The sequence below is a fragment of the Paenarthrobacter sp. 4246 genome (assembly GCF_040546855.1).
Taxonomy (GTDB): Bacteria; Actinomycetota; Actinomycetes; order Actinomycetales; family Micrococcaceae; genus Arthrobacter.
The window spans coordinates 82,352-100,781 of record NZ_JBEPOP010000014.1 but is presented as its reverse complement, the minus strand read 5'-3'; the positions used below and the strand labels follow the sequence as shown (position 1 = coordinate 100,781).

19 protein-coding genes are annotated in these 18,430 nt (G+C 62.9%); 6 read left to right on the top strand and 13 right to left on the bottom strand.

Annotated features, from left to right (window positions below; all coding sequences use genetic code 11):
* Window positions 1–12 precede the first annotated feature (12 nt).
* Window positions 13–1,356 carry a M1 family metallopeptidase gene (locus ABIE35_RS20835; protein WP_354517785.1) on the top strand — a complete coding sequence of 448 codons (1,344 nt, stop codon included), beginning with the start codon at window positions 13–15 and terminating at the stop codon, window positions 1,354–1,356.
* Here the strand turns inward: ABIE35_RS20835 and ABIE35_RS20830 are convergent.
* The 6 genes from ABIE35_RS20830 to ABIE35_RS20805 form a co-directional block, all read right to left on the bottom strand.
* Window positions 1,353–1,991: a 4'-phosphopantetheinyl transferase family protein gene (locus ABIE35_RS20830; protein WP_354517784.1), complete on the bottom strand. Its 639-nt coding sequence runs from the start codon at window positions 1,989–1,991 to the stop codon at window positions 1,353–1,355. The genes ABIE35_RS20835 and ABIE35_RS20830 overlap by 4 nt on opposite strands.
* 78 nt (window positions 1,992–2,069) lie before the next feature.
* Window positions 2,070–2,267, bottom strand: a complete 198-nt coding sequence (locus ABIE35_RS20825; RefSeq protein WP_354517783.1) for a hypothetical protein — start codon at window positions 2,265–2,267, stop codon at window positions 2,070–2,072.
* Window positions 2,268–2,430: 163 nt separating this feature from the next.
* The gene (locus ABIE35_RS20820) at window positions 2,431–3,297 is read right to left on the bottom strand and encodes a trypsin-like serine peptidase (protein ID WP_354517782.1); all 867 of its coding nucleotides are present in this window, start codon (window positions 3,295–3,297) and stop codon (window positions 2,431–2,433) included.
* 185 nt (window positions 3,298–3,482) lie between these two features.
* Entirely contained in the window at window positions 3,483–6,026 is a 2,544-nt protein-coding gene (gene pheT, locus ABIE35_RS20815; RefSeq protein WP_354517781.1) for a phenylalanine--tRNA ligase subunit beta, read from the bottom strand.
* A gap of 2 nt (window positions 6,027–6,028) precedes the next feature.
* Window positions 6,029–7,090 carry a phenylalanine--tRNA ligase subunit alpha gene (pheS, locus tag ABIE35_RS20810; protein ID WP_354517780.1) on the bottom strand — a complete coding sequence of 354 codons (1,062 nt, stop codon included), beginning with the start codon at window positions 7,088–7,090 and terminating at the stop codon, window positions 6,029–6,031.
* Window positions 7,091–7,282: 192 nt separating this feature from the next.
* Window positions 7,283–8,218 carry an LppM family (lipo)protein gene (locus ABIE35_RS20805; RefSeq protein ID WP_354517779.1) on the bottom strand — a complete coding sequence of 312 codons (936 nt, stop codon included), beginning with the start codon at window positions 8,216–8,218 and terminating at the stop codon, window positions 7,283–7,285.
* A gap of 101 nt (window positions 8,219–8,319) precedes the next feature.
* Here ABIE35_RS20805 and ABIE35_RS20800 point away from each other — a divergent pair, with 101 nt between their 5' ends.
* Entirely contained in the window at window positions 8,320–8,769 is a 450-nt protein-coding gene (locus tag ABIE35_RS20800; protein WP_354517778.1) for a hypothetical protein, read from the top strand.
* Window positions 8,766–9,395 (top strand): SIMPL domain-containing protein, encoded by a 630-nt coding sequence (locus ABIE35_RS20795; RefSeq protein WP_354517777.1) that lies wholly within the window; start codon window positions 8,766–8,768, stop codon window positions 9,393–9,395. Before ABIE35_RS20800 ends, ABIE35_RS20795 begins: the two co-directional genes overlap by 4 nt.
* Here the strand turns inward: ABIE35_RS20795 and pcp are convergent.
* Entirely contained in the window at window positions 9,392–10,033 is a 642-nt protein-coding gene (gene pcp, locus ABIE35_RS20790) for a pyroglutamyl-peptidase I (RefSeq protein ID WP_354517776.1), read from the bottom strand. The genes ABIE35_RS20795 and pcp overlap by 4 nt on opposite strands.
* 92 nt (window positions 10,034–10,125) lie before the next feature.
* Here pcp and ABIE35_RS20785 point away from each other — a divergent pair, with 92 nt between their 5' ends.
* Entirely contained in the window at window positions 10,126–11,214 is a 1,089-nt protein-coding gene (locus tag ABIE35_RS20785; protein WP_354517775.1) for an Rv2578c family radical SAM protein, read from the top strand.
* A gap of 10 nt (window positions 11,215–11,224) precedes the next feature.
* On the opposite strand, the gene ABIE35_RS20780 is transcribed toward ABIE35_RS20785, so the two are convergent.
* The gene (locus ABIE35_RS20780; protein ID WP_354517774.1) at window positions 11,225–11,659 is read right to left on the bottom strand and encodes a (deoxy)nucleoside triphosphate pyrophosphohydrolase; all 435 of its coding nucleotides are present in this window, start codon (window positions 11,657–11,659) and stop codon (window positions 11,225–11,227) included.
* Between the two features lie 134 nt (window positions 11,660–11,793).
* On the opposite strand from ABIE35_RS20780, the gene ABIE35_RS20775 reads away from it, so the two are divergent.
* Window positions 11,794–13,002 carry an MFS transporter gene (locus tag ABIE35_RS20775; RefSeq protein WP_354517773.1) on the top strand — a complete coding sequence of 403 codons (1,209 nt, stop codon included), beginning with the start codon at window positions 11,794–11,796 and terminating at the stop codon, window positions 13,000–13,002.
* Window positions 13,003–13,150: 148 nt separating this feature from the next.
* On the opposite strand, the gene ABIE35_RS20770 is transcribed toward ABIE35_RS20775, so the two are convergent.
* The 4 genes from ABIE35_RS20770 to infC form a co-directional block, all read right to left on the bottom strand.
* Window positions 13,151–14,062: a TrmH family RNA methyltransferase gene (locus ABIE35_RS20770; protein ID WP_354517772.1), complete on the bottom strand. Its 912-nt coding sequence runs from the start codon at window positions 14,060–14,062 to the stop codon at window positions 13,151–13,153.
* Between the two features lie 26 nt (window positions 14,063–14,088).
* Window positions 14,089–14,763: a 50S ribosomal protein L20, sunset domain variant gene (gene rplT / locus ABIE35_RS20765; RefSeq protein WP_089594417.1), complete on the bottom strand. Its 675-nt coding sequence runs from the start codon at window positions 14,761–14,763 to the stop codon at window positions 14,089–14,091.
* A gap of 119 nt (window positions 14,764–14,882) precedes the next feature.
* Entirely contained in the window at window positions 14,883–15,077 is a 195-nt protein-coding gene (rpmI, locus tag ABIE35_RS20760) for a 50S ribosomal protein L35 (RefSeq protein ID WP_011774324.1), read from the bottom strand.
* Between the two features lie 121 nt (window positions 15,078–15,198).
* On the bottom strand, window positions 15,199–16,239 hold the full coding sequence (gene infC / locus ABIE35_RS20755; protein WP_502921404.1) for a translation initiation factor IF-3: 1,041 nt from the start codon (window positions 16,237–16,239) through the stop codon (window positions 15,199–15,201).
* Window positions 16,240–16,632: 393 nt separating this feature from the next.
* Between infC and ABIE35_RS20750 the strand changes: the two genes are divergently transcribed.
* On the top strand, window positions 16,633–17,034 hold the full coding sequence (locus ABIE35_RS20750) for a DUF1844 domain-containing protein (RefSeq protein ID WP_089597300.1): 402 nt from the start codon (window positions 16,633–16,635) through the stop codon (window positions 17,032–17,034).
* An 81-nt stretch (window positions 17,035–17,115) separates the two neighbouring features.
* On the opposite strand, the gene ABIE35_RS20745 is transcribed toward ABIE35_RS20750, so the two are convergent.
* A complete protein-coding gene (locus ABIE35_RS20745; protein WP_354517771.1) occupies window positions 17,116–18,420 on the bottom strand; it encodes an MFS transporter in 1,305 nt (434 codons plus the stop codon).
* Between the last annotated feature and the right edge of the window lie 10 nt (window positions 18,421–18,430).

Here is an 18,430-nt window from a genome sequence, read left to right as displayed (position 1 = left end):
ATTGGACGGATCATGACCGTACCAATCCCTACCCCGATGACCGAAGCCGACCCCTACACTTTGGACCACGGCAGCACCAGCTATCGTGTGGACCGGTACGAGTTGGATCTCGATGTCAGGCTGGGCAGCAACAAGCTGATCGGCAAGGCGGTCCTGCGATGCACAGCTTTGGAACCCCTGACGCAGATCGTCCTGGACCTGGTGGGCTTGCGGGCCAGCAAGGTCCAGCTGGATGGCAAGAAGCTCCAGAAGTTCAGCCACAGGGCCGAACACCTTGTGCTCAACCCGGCGTCGCCACTGAGGCCCGGTCAGCAGTTCTCTGTGGAGATCCGCTATGACGGCAATCCCCAGCCGCGCCGCGGCCTGTGGGGTGATGTCGGCTGGGAAGAACTGAACGACGGCGTGCTGGTGGCCGGCCAGCCCAACGGTGCGGCCTCCTGGTTCCCCTGCAATGACCATCCCCGCTACAAGTCCAGCTTCCTCATCTCCATTACCACAGACGACAACTACCGGCCGGTGTGCAACGGCACGTTGATCTCCCACTCCCGCAAGTCGAGCAGGGAGACCTGGGTCTACGAACACGCTGAACCCATGGCCACCTACCTCGCCACCGTGCAGATCGGTCGGTACGTCAAGGTTCCCCTGCACGTTGACGACACCCATCACCGGGTGCCGCAGTTCGTGGCAGTCACGCCCGAGATGGCGGTGGATGCCCTTCACGGCCTGCGCCGCCAGCCGGACATGATGCGCACTTTCGAGGATTGTTTTGGCCCTTACCCGTTCACGGACTACACCTCGGTAGTCACTGAAGACGAACTGGAAATCCCGTTGGAAGCCCAGACCGTCTCCATCTTTGGCCGGAACCACATGCGTGACGCCTGGGATTCCCAGCGCCTGATCGCCCACGAGCTCTCCCACCAGTGGTTCGGCAACTCGCTGACCGTCAGCAGCTGGAAAGACATCTGGCTCCATGAAGGATTCGCCTGCTACGCGGAATGGTTGTGGTCCGAAGAATCCCGGACCATGACCGTTACTGCGCGGGCAACGGCTGCATGGAAGAGGCTCGACGCCGGGCCCCAGGATCTGCTGGTCGGAGACCCCGGCCCTGAGCTGATGTTCGACGACCGCGTCTACAAGCGCGGCGCCCTTGCCGTTCACGCGGTGCGGATGGCAGCTGGGGACGAGGCCTTCTTTGGGTTCCTGCAGCACTGGACTGCCACCAACCGGCACAGCTCAGTGTCCACGGACGCGTTCATTGACGCCGCAGACTCGTTCATTCCAGGCTTTGATGCTGCGTCGATCCTTCGGCCATGGCTCTACGAGGCTGCGCTTCCCGCGCTGCCTTCAGCGCGCTAGCCGAGTGCCAGGGCGGCTACCAAACCCTCAGGCAGTGCCCTTTCCGTGACATCCCGCAGGCCGGGCAGGTCCAGCACATCCAGCTCTGCGGGGTTGCGCCTCAGGCCCTCCCCTGTCATCTTCAGCCACGCCTCTTTGCGTGCCCAGAGTCGGGCGCGCTGACTATCTCGCTCCTGGTCCGGGATGGTGGACAGGAAGCGTTTCTCGGTTGCGGTCAGCGCGACGTCGTCGAAGCCTTCGAAGGTTGCTTTGCCGGTCGATTCAAGATCCACTCCCAGCCGTAGCTCTTCGGGAGCATGCACGACGCCGGCCAGCAGCACCCAGCCCGACGCCCTGGAGGCGCTGAGCGCCACAGGTGCGGGGCCGCCGTCGAGCATGAACCCTGGGCGACCATGGTCCTGGCCGGGGCCGCACTGCGGGCAGTGATACTCCGGCACGAGGCGTGTGGGCTCGACATCGAGCAGCGAAGCGGCGAAGTGCCGCAGCGCGATCCGACCGGCAACGAAATCTTCCTTATCCTCGGGTTTGGCCAAGCTGTTGGCACGTTCGAGGGCGGGCGGGCCGAGTTGTTGAATCTGACCGCCTGTGCCGGGCACGTCACTGAGCTTCCGCAGCTCAAGCACCGGGCTGTCCATCTCGGCCTTCCTTGCACTTTTGCTCGTGAGTCGAAGCCAGCATTCTGGACAAACAGCTGGTCCGACCCCTTCCCCCAGCTAAACGTCGCCTGTCAGCCCACTCCTTCGACGGTTCATCACGTGCCAGCCCAGGACAGATCCCACCACGACGATGGCCGCCATAACGAGGCTGATTCCGAGATTGTAAGGTGCAGCGAGAACAACCTGATAAATGAACTGTGCTACGAGGAATGCAGCGCCGGCGATGAGTCCGGCTTTGACCTTCGAGTACTTCATCAGAACTCCTATCACGCTGCCCATCACTACTGTAGCCCTCCCCTACGACGTTCCACGCCGAGTCGCTGTCTGTAGACGGCGCCACTCGCCTCACTCAGCCGCATTCCCCTCAGCCAGGATCTCACTGAGGGGAACACTTGTTGGGTGGGTTAACTCAGTTGGGCTACTTCACCGACGTCAGGTAGTTCGCCAGCGTGGGCGTGATGCGGGTGCCCGAGTTGGAGCTTCCGCCGTTGGTGTGGATAGCCATGATGGTGTTGGAGCTGTTGTAGACGGGTGCACCGCTCTGCCCACCAAAGGTATCCATCTTGTAGTAGACCTTCTCCGTGGTGGTGCTCTCGATGGGACCGGTCATGGACCACATGGTGCCGAAGGCCTTGTCTCCCGGGTAGCCACGAACGGTCACGTTGGTGCCATTCAGGCTGGCGGTGGTGCCGGTGTAGTTCAACCAGCCGGTGGTGTTGCCGATGGTGCAGTCGAGCTTAATGACGCCCCAGTCGGCGTTGGTGTTCGCCGAGTCTATCCAGCGCTGGTCGGTCAGGAGCTGAGTGGCACCACACGTACCGTAAGGATCCGTCGATCCATTCCGACCAGGCGCCACTTTCACGCCCCAGGAGTAATCAGCCGTCGAACCAGTTCCGCCTTCGTGGACGCAATGTCCTGCCGTCAGCACGGTATCGTCGGAGATCAAAGCACCGGAGCAGATGTAGCCGCCGTTGAACTCAATCTGAACGATCGAGCGGTTGGGCGCAGCTGTGGTGTTGGTGATGCGGACACGGCCGTCAGCGCCGATCACTGAGTCGGTGGAGGCCCCTCCGTTCTTCGACGGTGCGGCAATCGAGTATTTGTCAGCCAGTGGTGATGCAGCGGAACCGGACGTCTGCGAAGGGTCTACCGTGTGCGATACAGGTTGGACCTCGGCGGCGGCTGCCTGCGGCGTCGACTCTGACGCGGTTGCGGCTCCACCAAGCGAGGACGTCAGAGCCATCACTGCAGCTCCGACAAGCAAAGCAACGTTCTGCTTCTTCATGGGTACCTTTCAAGGGACGGCTCAGAGAAGAGCCGTGCGAGGGATGTGATACACATGCTTCACATGTGCATGACAAAACTGTCATACATGCATGAATAGTCTGTCAAGATGCTGGGAGCTCAATCTCAATAAAAGAAAATCCCCGGAACCATCAGGTCCCGGGGATTCACTCGATACAGGGAGTGCTAGCGCTGGACTGCTCCGAAGCGCTCGGCCGCAACGGCAACGGCAGCCGCTCGGGCCTCCGAAGCCTCATCCGCCGTCAGCGTGCGGTCGTCCGCACGGAAACGCAAGCCGAAAGCCAGCGATTTCTTGCCCTCCTCGATGCCGGGACCCGCGTAGACGTCGAACAGCGCCACGTCTTCGAGGAGTTCTCCGGCGCCTTCACGCAGCGCGGAGAGGACCAGGTCTGCCGCCACATCCTGCGGAACCACCAAGGCGACGTCCTGCGTGGCGACGGGGAATCCAGAGATGTGCTTGGCCACAATCACGTCAGCAGCGGCTTCGAACAACGCTTCCACGTTGACCTCCAGAGCCACGGAGCGTGCGGGCATGTCCTGAGCCGCCAGGAGCTTGGGGTGCAACTCTCCTGCGTAGCCCACGACGTCGCCATTGCGCAGCGCCAGTTGAGCTGCACGGCCGGGGTGGAATGCCTGGTGGCTGCCCTGGCTGACGACCAGCTCGACACCCAAAACATCTGCAATGAGGAGTGCCACGTCAACAGCGTCCGCCCAGTCCCAGACGCGCGGTGTGTGGGTAGCGGCAGCCGGAGAATCGTGGCCCGTCAAGACAGCCGCGACGTGCAGCGGCTGGGGCGGGACGCCGTCGTACAGCGCATCCAGAACCTCATCGGAAGGCTTGACGCCCAACGGCGGGATGGAATCCGTGCCGAGCTTGTCACCGGGCAGGAAGACCGAACCCGCCTCGTACACAGCCAGGTCACGGAAGCCGCGTGAGTGGTTCCGGCGGGCAACCTCGATCAGGCCCGGAAGGATGGACGTTCGCAGGTAGCCGTGTTCCTCACTGATCGGGTTGGCGAGCTTGAGCGCCGGACGCGCACCGCCTTCAGCAGCAACGCCAAAGGTGTCGTTGGCTGCCTTGGAGACGAACGGGTAGGACAGCACCTCGGTGAGCCCTGCATCCGCCAAGGCCTGGACGACCCGGCGCTTCTGCTGCTGGCTGCGGCTCAGGCCACGGCCTGGAGGCGCCACCGGAAGGGTGGACGGGATGTTGTCGTAGCCGACAAGGCGCGCGATTTCCTCGGACAGGTCTTCCTTGGTTTCGAGGTCATTGCGCCAGCTGGGAGCCGTGACCCTGTAACCGGCGGCAGTTTTTTCAACCACAGCGCCAAGGTCCTCAAGGGACGTGATGATCTGCTCTTCGGTGAAGTCGATGCCGATACGCGCGGAAGCGAACTCTGCCGGCAGTTCAATGGTGACCGCATCAGGGGCGGTTCCAACGTCGGTCCCCGTCTCATCTGCCGTTCCACCGGCAAGCTCAACCAAAAGGTCAACCACGCGCTGGGCAGCAATGTTCGCAACGTGCCAGTCGACGCCGCGCTCGAAGCGTTTGGAGGCTTCGGAGGGCAGCTTGTGGCGGCGGCGGGAGCGGGCGATCGACACTTCGTCGAAGTGCGCGGCTTCCACCAGGATGTTGGTGGTGGAATCCGACACCTCAGTGTGGGCTCCTCCCATCACGCCGGCGATGCCAATGGCGCCCGAGTCATCGGTGATCAACAGGTCCTCGACGTCGAGCGTGCGCTCCTTGTCATCGAGGGTGGTGATCTTCTCCCCCGCCACTGCACGACGCACCACGATGTCGCCCGCGAGCTTGTCGAGGTCGTAGCAGTGGTTAGGCTGTCCCAGCTCGAGCATGACGTAGTTGGAGATATCAACCGGCAGCGAGATGGAACGAACGCCGGCCAGACGGAGGCGCGCGGACATCCACGGCGGTGTGGGACGTGATGGGTCCACACCACGTACCGTGCGGGCCACGAAGCGGTCGCAGCCTGGCTTGCCATAAATCGGGGCGTCGTCGTTGAGCTTGACGCCATAGCCGCCCTGCAGGGCAGCCGGCGCATTGACCTTGGACGCGGGATCCACGAACGAGGTTCCCGTGGCGTGGGCGTACTCGCGGGCGACACCCCGGATCGAGAACGCGTAGCCGCGGTCAGGGGTCACGTTGATTTCGGCGGCCTGGTCGTAGAGGCCAAGGAGTTCCATGGCGTCCGTGCCGATTTCCGGATCGAGGCCGATGCGGGAGAGGACCAGGATGCCGTCGTGGTCGTCGCCGATGCCCAGTTCTCGGACGGAAGCGATCATGCCCGCGGACAGGTGACCGTAGGTCTTGCGGGCTGAGATCTTGAAGTTTCCTGGCAGAACAGCTCCGGGAAGGGTAACTACCACCTTGTCGCCCTCAACAAAGTTGTGGGCACCGCAAATGATTCCCTGAACTCCGGAAGGGTCAATGCCCTCACCTTTGAGCGTCTGTTCCTGTCCCTCGGGAACGACGCGGACCTGGCACCAGTTGATCGTCTTGCCGTTGGACTGCGGCTCCTTGACCAGGCTCAGGACCTGGCCCACGACGATGGGCCCGGAGAGCTCGTCCGTCGGACGGTGGACTTCTTCTTCTTCAAAGCCGACCTTGACCAGGTCCGCCATAACATCTTCGGCCGTTGCATCGGCCGGAACCTGCGCGAATTCACGCAGCCAGGAAAGTGGGATACGCACTGTTAGATCTCCATCCCGAAGTGCTCGCTGAAACGTACGTCGCCTTCGATCATGTCGCGCATATCGCCGACCTCGTTGCGGAACATGAGCGTGCGCTCAATGCCCATGCCGAAGGCAAAACCTGAATAGATGTCCGGATCGATGCCCGCCGCACGGAGGACGTTGGGGTTGACCATGCCGCAGCCACCCCACTCGATCCAGCGCGGGCCACCCTTGGCGCCCGGGTGCCAGATGTCCAGTTCCGCGGAAGGCTCCGTGAACGGGAAGTAGTTGGGGCGCAGACGGATGGAGGCTTCGTCGCCGAACATCTGGCGGGCGAAGTGCTCCAACGTGCCGCGCAGGTCAGCCATGCTGAGGTCCTTGTCGATCGCCAGTCCCTCGAACTGGTGGAAGACAGGCGTGTGCGTGGCGTCCAACTCATCCGTGCGGAACACCTTGCCGGGGCACAGCACGTAGATGGGAACTTCACGTTCCAGCATGGAGCGAACCTGGACAGGCGACGTGTGCGTGCGCATGAGCAGGTGAGCCTCAGGAGGCTCAACAAAGAACGTGTCCTGCATTTCGCGGGCCGGGTGGTCCGGCTTGAAGTTCAACGCATCAAAGTTGAACCACTCCGACTCCACCTCGGGACCTTCGGCGATTTCCCAGCCCATGCCAACGAAGATGTCCGAGACGCGGTCCTGCAACGTAGACAGCGGGTGACGTGCACCTGCACGACGACGTCGCGGAGCGGCCGTCACATCAACGGTTTCTTCGACCAGAATGCGGGCGTCGTTCTCGGCCTCGAGAACCACGGTCCGGGCTGCGAGCGCCTGGTTGACGCGGCCGCGGGAGGACCCCATGAGCTTGCCGGCGGCGGCCTTGTGCTCCTTGGCAAGCCCACCGATTTCACGGTTGGCGAGGCTCAGTGGCGACTTCTCGCCGGTGTGGGCGAGGCGGACAGCCTTGAGTTCATCAAGGGAGGAAGCAGCCGCGATTGCGGCAATGGCGTCCTCGACGGCGGCGGTGATGGCGGCTTCATCCAGCGGATTCGGGATGGCAGCGCCTGGCAAAGTGTCAGTCATCTACTGTTCTTAGCTACGAGTAGGGAGCGGCCGGCAAGGCAGGCCTGCAAAACGAAAGGGCAGTGCTCGCCGCGGACGGCAGGCACTACCCTTCAGTCTAGTTGAACGTCACGGACGGGATTTAACCCATCAAGACGCGTCCCGCTATGTGAACGGCACGACGACGGAAGTCGCCACGGGTTCTGCGACGCCCTAAGCGGGCGGTGCCATTGGCGGCGGTGGAGACTGGCCGTCATCGTTCCGTTGGACGGGTGGCGTCGCAGGCTGCTGCTGCGTGGGGAACTGCTGAGCAGGCGGCTGCGGGACCTGGGCCGGCGGCGCGCCCGGGGTGTAGCCCTGCCCTGCCCAGTCCGCTTGGGGTGACTGCGTTGGCTGCCGGGGGTATGCGTCCTGCTGGGGAGCATAGCCCGGCTGGCCGTACGGTGCAGCGCCTGCGAGCGCTGGCGTTTGCTGCGCTGACTTCCTGCGCAGCAGTACGAACAGGAGCACCAACCCAGCGGCGATCACCAGCACGGCCATCAGGATCCAGATGATCCACATGGGAACGCCGGCGTTGGCTTCGGCCTTGGCCTGGACCGCAGTCTCTTTGATGGACAGCATGTCGAAGGTGGCAGTGTTGCCATCCACAGTGGCGCCCGTGGCTTCGACGACCTTGCCGGGGAACGTGAACTTGACCGTGGCTTCGTCAAACATTGACTTTGCCATGCTGGAAGCCTGGGGATCGCTGCTGTCCATCCCGGTCACGCCGCCCATGGAGAGGACATAGAAGTCACCCTCCTTCTTGAGTTCGAAAGGATTTTCGGAGCTGGACGACTCGGCGAGCTTCGCAGGGTCAAGATTGGCGGCTGTGATCCGCTTGCCCTTGTACTTTTCGTCCTCGTAGTCCACCACGGTGGCACCTTCCGGGATGTCCATCTCCTGGCTGCCACTGCCACTGCCGTTTGACTCCATGAATTCTTCAAAGGACTTATCGCCCAGTACCGACTTCTGGATCGCGTAAACAACCTCGTAGTCCACGCTTTTCTCGTTGTTCACCTTGACGGACATGTTCAGCTTGACGCAGCCGGTCAAAGCCACCATGACGGCAAGCAGGACACCCACCACGCCCACGGCGCGTTTAATGTTCATCGCGTTTCTTCCCCCATTCATTCCCCTGCACCGATGAGTGCTCGAACAGCGTATCCCTGCCGCTCATGCCGTGCCATACGCGGCAGGTCTAGCATGGCTTCATGACTCCCGCGCAACGCCTGCGGCAGATCGCCAACGTCGTAAACCTGTCTACACCACTGGGACTCGCGGTAGCCGCTGCGTCCCGGAGCACCTTGACCCGCGGGCCACGCGGCCTCCTGATAGCAGCCGGGTATGGCTGGAAACTTCCCCACGCCGGAGCGTTCACGCTGGGGAACGTGATCCTGTACCGGGCGCCCCATGGCGTTGCCGGAACGAACTCCGTGCTCTTGGGACATGAGGAGCAGCACAGCACCCAGTACGCCTACTGCCTGGGACTTCCGTTCCTTGCCCTCTACGGCGTCGCCGCGGCGTGGTCCATGCTGCGCAGCGGGAATCCGGGCTCGAGCAACTTCTTCGAGCGCCAGGCCGGCCTCGCGGCGGGCGGATACATTGACACTGACCACCATCGGCAGGACGGACCTGCCGGCAACGGAATCGAGGCCTCATGAAACGCACCATCACTGTAACGGGGACTGCGAGCGCCACAGCAGTTCCGGACCTGGTCACGTTGACGCTGGGCGTGGAAACGCGCCGGGACACTGCCGCCAAGGCCTACGACGACGCCGGGAGGGCGGCCGGCGCTGTCACGGCCAGTTTGCGGGAAGCCGGCGTCACGGACGTCGACCTGCGGACCAGCGGCCTGAACCTGCGGGCCGATCTGGTGTGGGTGGAAGGACAAGGCCAGAAGGTCACGGCGTATGTAGCGTCCACCACCCTGCAGGTGGGAATTCGTTCACACGCGGATGCGCCGGCAGCCATCGCCGCCGCCGTAGCGGCCGGTGGTGACGACATCAGGATCAATGGCATCGAACAAGGCTTCGCCGATGCAACCTCGGTGACCGCACAGGCGCAGAAAGCGGCTTGGCTGGACGCATTGGCACGTGCCCAACAGTACGCATCGCTGGCTTCTGCCCGGCTGGGGCAGGTGAAATCCATTGCCCAGGAGCCCGTCCATGGCACCCCCATCCCCTTGGGCGGGATGGTCCGGGCATCGTACTCCACTGAATCACTGCCCGTTGAAGCCGGAGAATCCTCCGTCACGGCCAGCGTCGCCGTGGAATGGGAACTTCTCTAGTGGATGGCGCCGGCACTCAAGGCAGCGTCCACCCTCGTCTGTAGCGTCGTCCGTACCACGACGGCCAGACCCTCCGCCATGGATTCCAGCGGCATGGACGGGGTACCGCTTTCCGGGGACACCTGTTCCGGGAGACAAGGGATGTGTACGAAACCGCCGCGAATGGTTGGGGTCGATGCCAGCAGATGCATCAACGCGTAGAAGAGGTGGTTGCAGACGTAGGTTCCTGCCGACTGCGAGACCTCGCCCTTGATTCCAGCAATCTGGAGGTCCCGCAGCGCGGCCTTGATGGGCAGGGTGGAGAAGTACGCCGCCGGCCCACCTGGGACCACTTCCTCGTCCACAGGCTTCTGGCCTTTATTGTCGGGGATCCGTGCGTCATCGCAGTTGATGGCCACGCGTTCAAGGGATATCCGTGCGCGGCCAGCGGCCATCCCCACACAGATCACAAGATCAGGGTTGATGGTGGCCATGGCTTCGCTGAGTGCCGTGGCCGACTCACCAAAGACGCACGGCAGTTCCCGGGCTTCGACCTCCAAGCCCTCAGCCCGGAGAATGTCCTGTGCGCGGCGCACGGCATGCCAGGAAGGATTGACTTCGTCCTGGCCGAACGGTTCGAAGCCAGTCAGCAGAATCATGGGCCAACCTTAGCAACGCTTGGCCCTCGGCTTTCCACAATTCGCTGTGGGCGTCCTTGACATTCATTCGAACATACCTTCGAATGGAGTTCATGAGATGGGACGCACAAGCACTGTCACCTAACCGTGGACCGGCGTCCGACGACGGCGGCTCTGCAGCTCCAGGCCCTGCCCCGGCCATGGATGCGTTACTGCCGCTGGCCGGGCTGGTGCGTTCCATCTCAACACCCGAATTCTCCGGAGTCACCTTTCATGAGGTCACCGCAAAGTCAGTGCTCAACAAGGTGCCTTCGGGTTCTGCCATGCCGTTCGAATGGACAGTGAACCCTTACCGCGGATGTAGCCACGCGTGCGTCTACTGCTTTGCCCGCAAGAGTCATACCTATTTGGAGTTCGACGCCGGGCGTGACTTCGATTCCCAGGTGGTGGTGAAGATCAATGCCGCCGAAGTCCTCCGGAGGGAACTCACCAAACCCTCATGGGAAAGGCACCAAGTGGCCTTGGGGACCAACACCGACCCCTACCAACGCGCCGAAGGCCGCTACGCCCTGATGCCCGGAATCATCCGTGCACTGGCAGACTCAGGCACACCCTTCTCCATCCTGACCAAGGGCACCCTGTTGGCACGGGACATCCCCCTGCTCAAGCACGCTGCCACCATGGTGCCCGTGGACCTCGGGATCTCGCTCGCAATGACCAATGAAGATCTCGCCGAGCTCGTGGAACCCGGCACCCCCTCCCCCAGGGCCCGGCTCAAACTGATCTCCCGGCTCCGGGACGCCGGACTGGGTTGCGGCGTCATGGCAATGCCCATCCTGCCGTGGCTGACCGACTCCGACGAAGCCCTCGATTCATTGTTCAGCGAACTGGCCAAAGCCGGCGCCACGGGCGTCACCGCAGGAGCCCTCTACCTTAAGCCGGGAACGCGGGAGTGGTACATGCAGTGGCTGGCGGCCCAGCACCCCGAACTCGTCGGCAAGTACCGCCGCCTCTACGGCCAAGGCTCATACGTTTCCAAGGAATACAGCACCTGGCTGACCGGCCGGATCACCCATTTCAAAGCGAAGTACGGCTACACCCGAACCTCAGGATTCAGCCACCGCAACGCCCGTCCGGCACAGGGGGCCTCCGCACCCGAGGTGGGCGCCGGCACACTTCCTGAACAGCAGCCGCTCTTCTGACGTGACCCTGCTAGGCAGGTGCAACTACGCGGTCAAGCAGAGCCCGGACAATGGGGAAGTCCGCCGGGATCCAGGGAAGGCTCAGAGCTTCTTTACCGCCCATCAGTGACACCCACCGCAGTTCGTCGTGGTCTTCCAGCGGAGCGGGCTCGCCAGCTGTCATTTCCACAAACCAGACCCGCATGGCGGCCCGTTCGTTGAGGACCCACCCTTCCGGTTGACCTGACTCCAACTCGTGTCCCAGCTGAACCGCAATGCCAAGCTCTTCGGCAAGTTCCCGGTGCAGTGCGGCCTCGGCAGTCTCGCCGGCCTCCACCTTGCCCCCTGGGAATTCCCACATACCGGCAAACTGCGGCGGTGCCGAGCGGCGCGCAGCAAGAAGGCGGGTGGGTGCTTCAAGGGAGTCGACGATCGCAGCGCCAACAACGCTTATCAGTGCAGTCACTCCCCCAGTCTAGGGGCGGCCGCTTGATGGGCATCGTCACATTCCTGCGTCAACGACAAGCCACGGGACTAAACTTGTTATCGGATTTTCTCCGCATTCCCCCAGCCCACAAGGCACCCTCAAGAAATAGGCTTATGACTACCACCACGTCCCCGCCCACCGCCGCTAAAGCAACAAGGCGCCACCTTGGCCTGGCCATCCTGGCGTTGGCCATGGGCGGGTTCGCCATAGGTACCACCGAGTTCGCCATGATGGGCCTCCTGAAGGAAGTGGAGGAGGGACTCGGTATCAGCACGCCCGAGGCAGGAAACCTAATCTCGGCCTACGCCCTTGGCGTGGTCATCGGCGCACCGATCTTCGCCGCATTCGGGGCCAAGCTCCCCAAGAAGCATCTCGCCTTGGGACTCATGCTGTTCCTTTCACTGGCGAACCTGACATCCTTCATCGCACCGGACTACGGCTTCATGCTGCTCTCCCGCTTCGCCTCGGGCCTTCCGCACGGAGCCTTCTTCGGCGTGGCCGCCGTCATCGCCGCCGGGCTCGTTGCTCCAACCAAGCGCGGATGGGCGATCTCCATGGTGATGGCCGGGCTCACAGTTTCCAACGTTATCGGCGTGCCCTTGGCCACCTGGGTGGGACAAACCTTTGGCTGGCGGCTACTCTTCATCATTGTTGGTGCCATCGGACTAGTGACCGTTGCCATGGTGTGGAAGTTCGTGCCCTTCGAAGCAGCACACCCCGATGCCAGCATCCGTCGTGAACTTGGCGCCCTCAAGCGCCTGCAGGTGTGGTTGGCCCTGCTCATCGGCATCATCGGCTTCGGCGGGTTCTTTGCCGTCTACACTTACATCGCCCACACCATGACATCCGTGGCAGGAATCCCCGAGAGCCTCATACCAGCTGTCGTGGCCCTCTACGGCCTCGGCATGGTGGTGGGCAACATCGTGGGCGGACGCATCGCCGACAAGTCCGTCATGGGCACCATCTACTGGGTCATGCCAGGCATCGCCGTAGCCTTGGTGGTCTACGCCATTGCGGCGCACTGGGCCTGGGCGGCCTTCATCATGGCGTTCGTTGTGGGCGGCGTCGGTTCGATGCTGACCCCTGCATTGCAGACCCGCCTTCTGGACGCGGCCCCGGGAGCTGCATCCCTGGCGTCCTCGCTGAACCACTCGGCCCTGAATATCGCCAATGCCCTCGGAGCCTTCCTGGGCGGCACCGTGATCGCGTGGGGCTGGGGCTACGTAGCGCCTGCCCTTGTGGGCGCGGTACTGGCCGTTCTGGGCCTGGGCGTGGCCCTGCTCAGCGGCCTGCTGGAGCGCAAACGGCCGCTTGCCAGCTGACCTTCGATGCCGTGCGGGTGCTGGAACTTTCCCAGGCCTTGTGCCGGGCGGCGATAACCGCCACCATCGCTTTGGTACCGCGTCCTGCGCCAGGAAGAGTGGTCATCGGTACATCTCGCGCAAACTGCCGAAACCAGCGACGCGCTGTTTACACGTTCCCCACTATGGCGCCCTGCTGGGAGCGTGCACTGGCGTAGAGGCACACGGTAGCTGCTGTGCCCAGATTCAGACTCTCAGCTGCCCCATAGACCGGCACAGCCACGCGGTGGTCAGCGAGCGACAGCTCGGCGTCTGACAAACCCTGCGCCTCGTTACCGAACAGCCAGGCAGTAGGCGCCTCAAGAGCGTACTCAGAGGCTACAGCACCATTCCCGAGCCTCCGGGCAGCATTTTCGTCCTGAAGCTTGTCCAGGTTGACGGTCCCGTAACCGTCCGCGGCCAGGACACCGATCCCGCGCTCCCTGCAGCGCTCCACCAGATCCTCAACATCGGCTCCAAGCACCACTGGGAGGTGGAACAGGGAACCTACGGTGGATCGGACAGCTTTGGGATTATAGATGTCCACGCTGGAGCCTGTCAGGACCACGGCATCGGCGCCGGCGGCATCCGCTGCGCGAAGGACCGTGCCGGCGTTGCCGGGGTCCCGTACCTGGCACATGACCGCGATCAGGCGCGGACCGGCGTCGAGCACTGATTCCAAGGTGACGTCCACAAAACTGCACACGGCCACAATCCCTTGCGGGTTCACCGTATCCGCCATGGCTGCCAGGACTTCGTCGCTGGCCAGCCGGAGCGGCGTTCCCTCCGCGAGGTCTGCAAGTTCCGGAAGACGGTCCAGGCACGCTTCGCTGGCAAAAACTTCATGCACGACGGCGGAGCCTCCCGCCGCTGTGCGCTCACGGTGCAGGCTCAACGCCTCGCGTACCGCCTGCGGACCCTCCACCAGGAAGCGTCCGCGTTTTAAACGCGCCGGGCGCCCGGCAAGCTTGGCGACATCCCTTACCCGATCAGCTCGGGGGTTGGTCATCGAAAAGTCTTGCGGGCGCCCGGTTTCGTTCATATAAAGAACTTTAGTGGCTGTTGCGACTAGTTCTTGATCTGCTGGCGAGCTTCGCCACCTGCAGGCTCAAAGCCGGCAGCCTTTGCAGCCTCAACGGTGGAGAACCAGTACTCAGCAGCGGTGGTGTTGTACCAGGTGGAACCCGGAACGTGGTACTTCTTGGACTCGGCGTTGCCCTTGATGGCGTAGCCTTCCGGAGCCTCGTCGCCATCAGCGGCAACTGCGCCATCGATGGCCGGCTTCTCGGAAACGACAGCCTTGACAGCCGTTGCCGTAGCGGCAGCCGGAGCAACCTTTGCAGCCTTCGGAGCAGCTACGGCCTTGGCAGCCGGAGCGGACGTGTCAGCCGGAAGTGCAGCCTTGGCAACGTTCACCAGAGCGGCGAAAGCGTTGGCGTCAGAGACAGCCAGCTCGGCCAGCATGCGGCGGTCAACCTCAACCTCAGCGGCCTTCAGGCCCTGGATGAGACGGTTGTAGGTAAGACCGTTGGCGCGGGATGCAGCGTTGATGCGCTGGATCCAGAGGCGACGGAAGTCACCCTTCTTCTTACGGCGGTCACCGTAGCTGTACACAAACGAGTGCAGCAGCTGCTCTTTGGCCTTGCGGTACAGGCGCGAACGCTGACCGCGGTAACCCTTGGCGCGTTCGAGGACAACCCGGCGCTTCTTGTGGGCGTTTACCGCCCGCTTCACACGTGCCACGTGCGTACTCCTTCAGAAATCTTTATCCCAAGCTGCTACTGCCGGAAACCCGGCCGGCCTGAGAAGGCTTTTGGTGTAGTCGGCCACTGCCGGATGGCAGCAACCAAAGAACTTGGAACTTAGACGCCGAGCATCTTCTTGATGACCTTGGCATCGCCCTTGAAGACGAGCTTGTCGCCGGCGAGGCGACGGGTCAGCCTGGAGGACTTGTGCTCCAGGTAGTGACGGCGGTTGGCCTGCTGACGCTTCAGCTTGCCGGTACCGGTCAGCTTGAAGCGCTTCTTAGCACCGCTGTGGGTCTTCATCTTCGGCATGGGAACCGATCTCCTTACGTATCCACGGACGAATCCGCGATTCTTTCGCGCAGCCGGCCTGCGAGGGCCTGCATGCTGGTTGCTTGCCGGTAGAGGCGGAGCCTCTGCGGCGTTGAACTAGTTAGTTGGTCTTGCGTGAAGCAGGCTTCGGCGCGGCTTTGGGGGCCGCGGGCCGAGCTGCCGGCTTGGGAGCTGCCGGCTTGGCCATGGGCTTCGGAGCCGCAGGAACCGCGGGCTTCGGAGCGGCCGGAACCACAGGCTTCGGCGTTTCGGCCGGTGCAGCCTTCGCTGCCGGAGCCTTTTCAACCGGTGCAGCCTTTGCAGGTGCTGTCTTGGCCGGTTCAGCCTTGGGAGCCGGGGCTTCCTTGACTACGGGAGCTTCTTCGACAACAGGCGCCGGAGCTTCCTCTGCAACAGGAGCTTGCTCGACTGCCACTGCCTCTTCAACTGCCGGGGCTTCTTCAACAACCGGAGCCTCTTCGGCAACGGGCGCTTCAACCTCGGGAGCCTCCACAGTTTCCTGCGTGGTCTCGGCTTGGCCAGCAAGCAGGCCGGCCGGAAGAAGGTCACCCAAGGTCTGCGTCAGCGGAGCCTGGTCACCAGTGGTGTCCACGTGTCCCGACGCCTTGGCCTCGTTCTGGGCCTTGGCTTCTGCACGCTGGGCGGCACGGCGGGCTTCTGCCTTCGCTTCAGCCTTGTTCTTCAGCGGACCGATCACCATGACCATGTTGCGGCCATCAATGCGCGGGCTGGACTCAACGATGCCAACCTCGGCAACATCTTCAGCAAACTTCTGGAGCAGGCGGATGCCCATCTCCGGACGCTGCTGCTCACGACCGCGGAACTGGATCATGGCCTTGACCTTGTCACCGGCCCCGAGGAAGCGAAGTGCGTGGCCGCGCTTGGTTTCGTAGTCGTGCTTGTCGATCTTGAGGCGGAAGCGAATTTCCTTCAGAACCGTGTTGGTCTGGTTCTTGCGGGCTTCGCGGGCCTTGACTGCAGCCTCGTACTTGTACTTGCCGAAGTCCATCAACTTGCAAACAGGAGGCTTAGCCTGCGGGGCAACTTCAACGAGATCGAGATCGGATTCGGCAGCAAGACGCAGGGCGTCCTCGATGCGGACAATTCCTACCTGTTCGCCGGCAGGGCCGACCAACCGCACCTCGGGGACGCGGATACGCTCATTGATTCTTGGCTCGCTAATGTTAAAGCTCCTGTGGTTGTGGTGATATCACCGGCAAATAGAGAAGGCCCCCAATTGCTGGTGCAATCGAAGGCCTCGAAGATCGGCTGCACTCCCCTTGCGGGAAGTACGCACTATGGGTGGCTGTGCCACCCACGTGTCCGACCAGGTACCCGGCAACCTCTTGTCCCGAAAGGGATCCTGTCCCCGAGGGGAAACGGCTGACGCGGGTGGGAGAGAACTCCGCTTGCAAACTGAAAGACAATTCTACAGAAACAACCCGCCAAGCGCACATTGCACGTGGCGGGAGCATTACTGCTGATGTTGGCCGTGAATAACGACTTCCAGTCGGTCTGTGACAAGCTTACCAGTATGAGCACTGAAGACAGCAATTCCCGCAACTCCTACAGCGAAAACGCGGCTTCGCCTGCCGCTGATGCCGGGGTTTCCCAGCAGATCCGCGACATCGCTGAAGTCCCGGCCGTAGAAGTCATCACCACTGGCGCCGTTCACCTGATGAGCGCAGCCGCCGTGAAGGTAGGCCTTGCGGATGACCCCAACGCCGAGGACCTCAAGGATCTCGACGAAGCCCGCAAGCTGATCACAGCCCTCGCTGGCCTTGTTTCCGCAGCCGCCCCGGAAATCGGCTCCCAGCACGCCGGCCCGTTGCGCGATGGGCTTCGCTCTCTGCAACTGGCCTTCCGCGAGGCATCGCTGATTCCCGACGCTCCAGGCAAGGGCCCCGGCGAAAAGTTCACCGGTCCGGTGAACTAGCCGGCAACTGCCGCAGGTTTCAACGACGGCGGGTCGACCACATGTGGTCGACCCGCCGTCGTGCTTTCCTCCACTTGCGTGTCAGACGCAGGCGGCGCGTCGACGCAAGGAAGTCAGGACCAAGCCTGCAATACAGAGCACGACGCCTGCCGAACCGATGGCCGCGAATCCCGCTGAAGGACCCACGGCATCGATGAAAACGCCGGCCAAAGGGGCGCCCAGCGCAACGCCGGCCGTCAGAGCAGAGCCGTACCAGCCCATTGCTTCGCCGCGGCGTTCCTCGTCCACGAGGTCGGCGACCTTCTCCGACGACGCAGACAGGACGGGTGCGCACAACAAGCCCGGCAGGAGTGACAGGAAAGCCAGGGTCCAGGTGTCCTGGGCAAATCCCATGGGGATGGTCAGGGCGGCCATGCCCAGCAGCAGCAGCATGGGCGAAATGGAGCGCTTCATGGAGCCGTAGATCAGTCCGCCGATCACGGATGAGGCGCACCAGAAGAAGAACACGATGCCAATTTCATTCTCGTGCCCACCACGTTCCAGCAACCCGACGATGCTCACATCCGAGCCGCTGAGCACCATGCCTGAACCGGCCGCCACCGTGAAGAGAGCAGCCACGGATGCGGTGAACCACGTGAAATTCCTGGCGACACGGCTTCGGAGGGCGGCACTGCGCGAGGTTGAGGGCGCCATTTCCGATGCTGCTTCCTGGACATGGGCCGGCGCCGAGGCCACCATGGCCGCTTCAGCGGCAGCAAGATCCGCTGCGGCCCGGTCCGCGGACTCCTCCGGCGTGCAGGCCGCTTCGCTTCGCGTTGGCGGGTTGAACCACATGAGGAAAAGGCCAGCCACGGAGACCGAGATACCCACCGCAGTCAGGCCTATCGCCGAGTGACCGCTAGTGGCAACAATGGCTCCAACGGCCGGACCAATCATGAAGACGAGTTCCGTTGCGATGGAATCGAGGGCGAACGCAGACCTGCGCTGCTCCCCCTCCACCATGACGCCCAGCGACTGACGTACAACACTGAAGATCGGCAGGGTGAAGAGCCCGCCAACAAAGACCAACGGCAGAAGCCACTCATAAGATACATGCGGGACGATCGACCAGATCACGGTCTCGGAGACCACCGACGGGATCAGGGCCTTCCGCAGGCCCACCATATCCACCCTGCGGCCCCGCCACGGCGCGCCCAAGGCGATGCCAATGGTCATCACGGCCGCTGCTGCCCCTGCGGCTGCGTAGCCTTGGCCCAAAGTCAGGACGATGTGCAGGGTGAGGAGAACGCCGGCCGCGGAATGCGGAATACGGGCGATCATGCCCACCACCAGCAAGCGCCGGACAGGGCGGATGGACAGCATCTCCTTGTAGAGAGCGAAATTCACTGGCTAAATC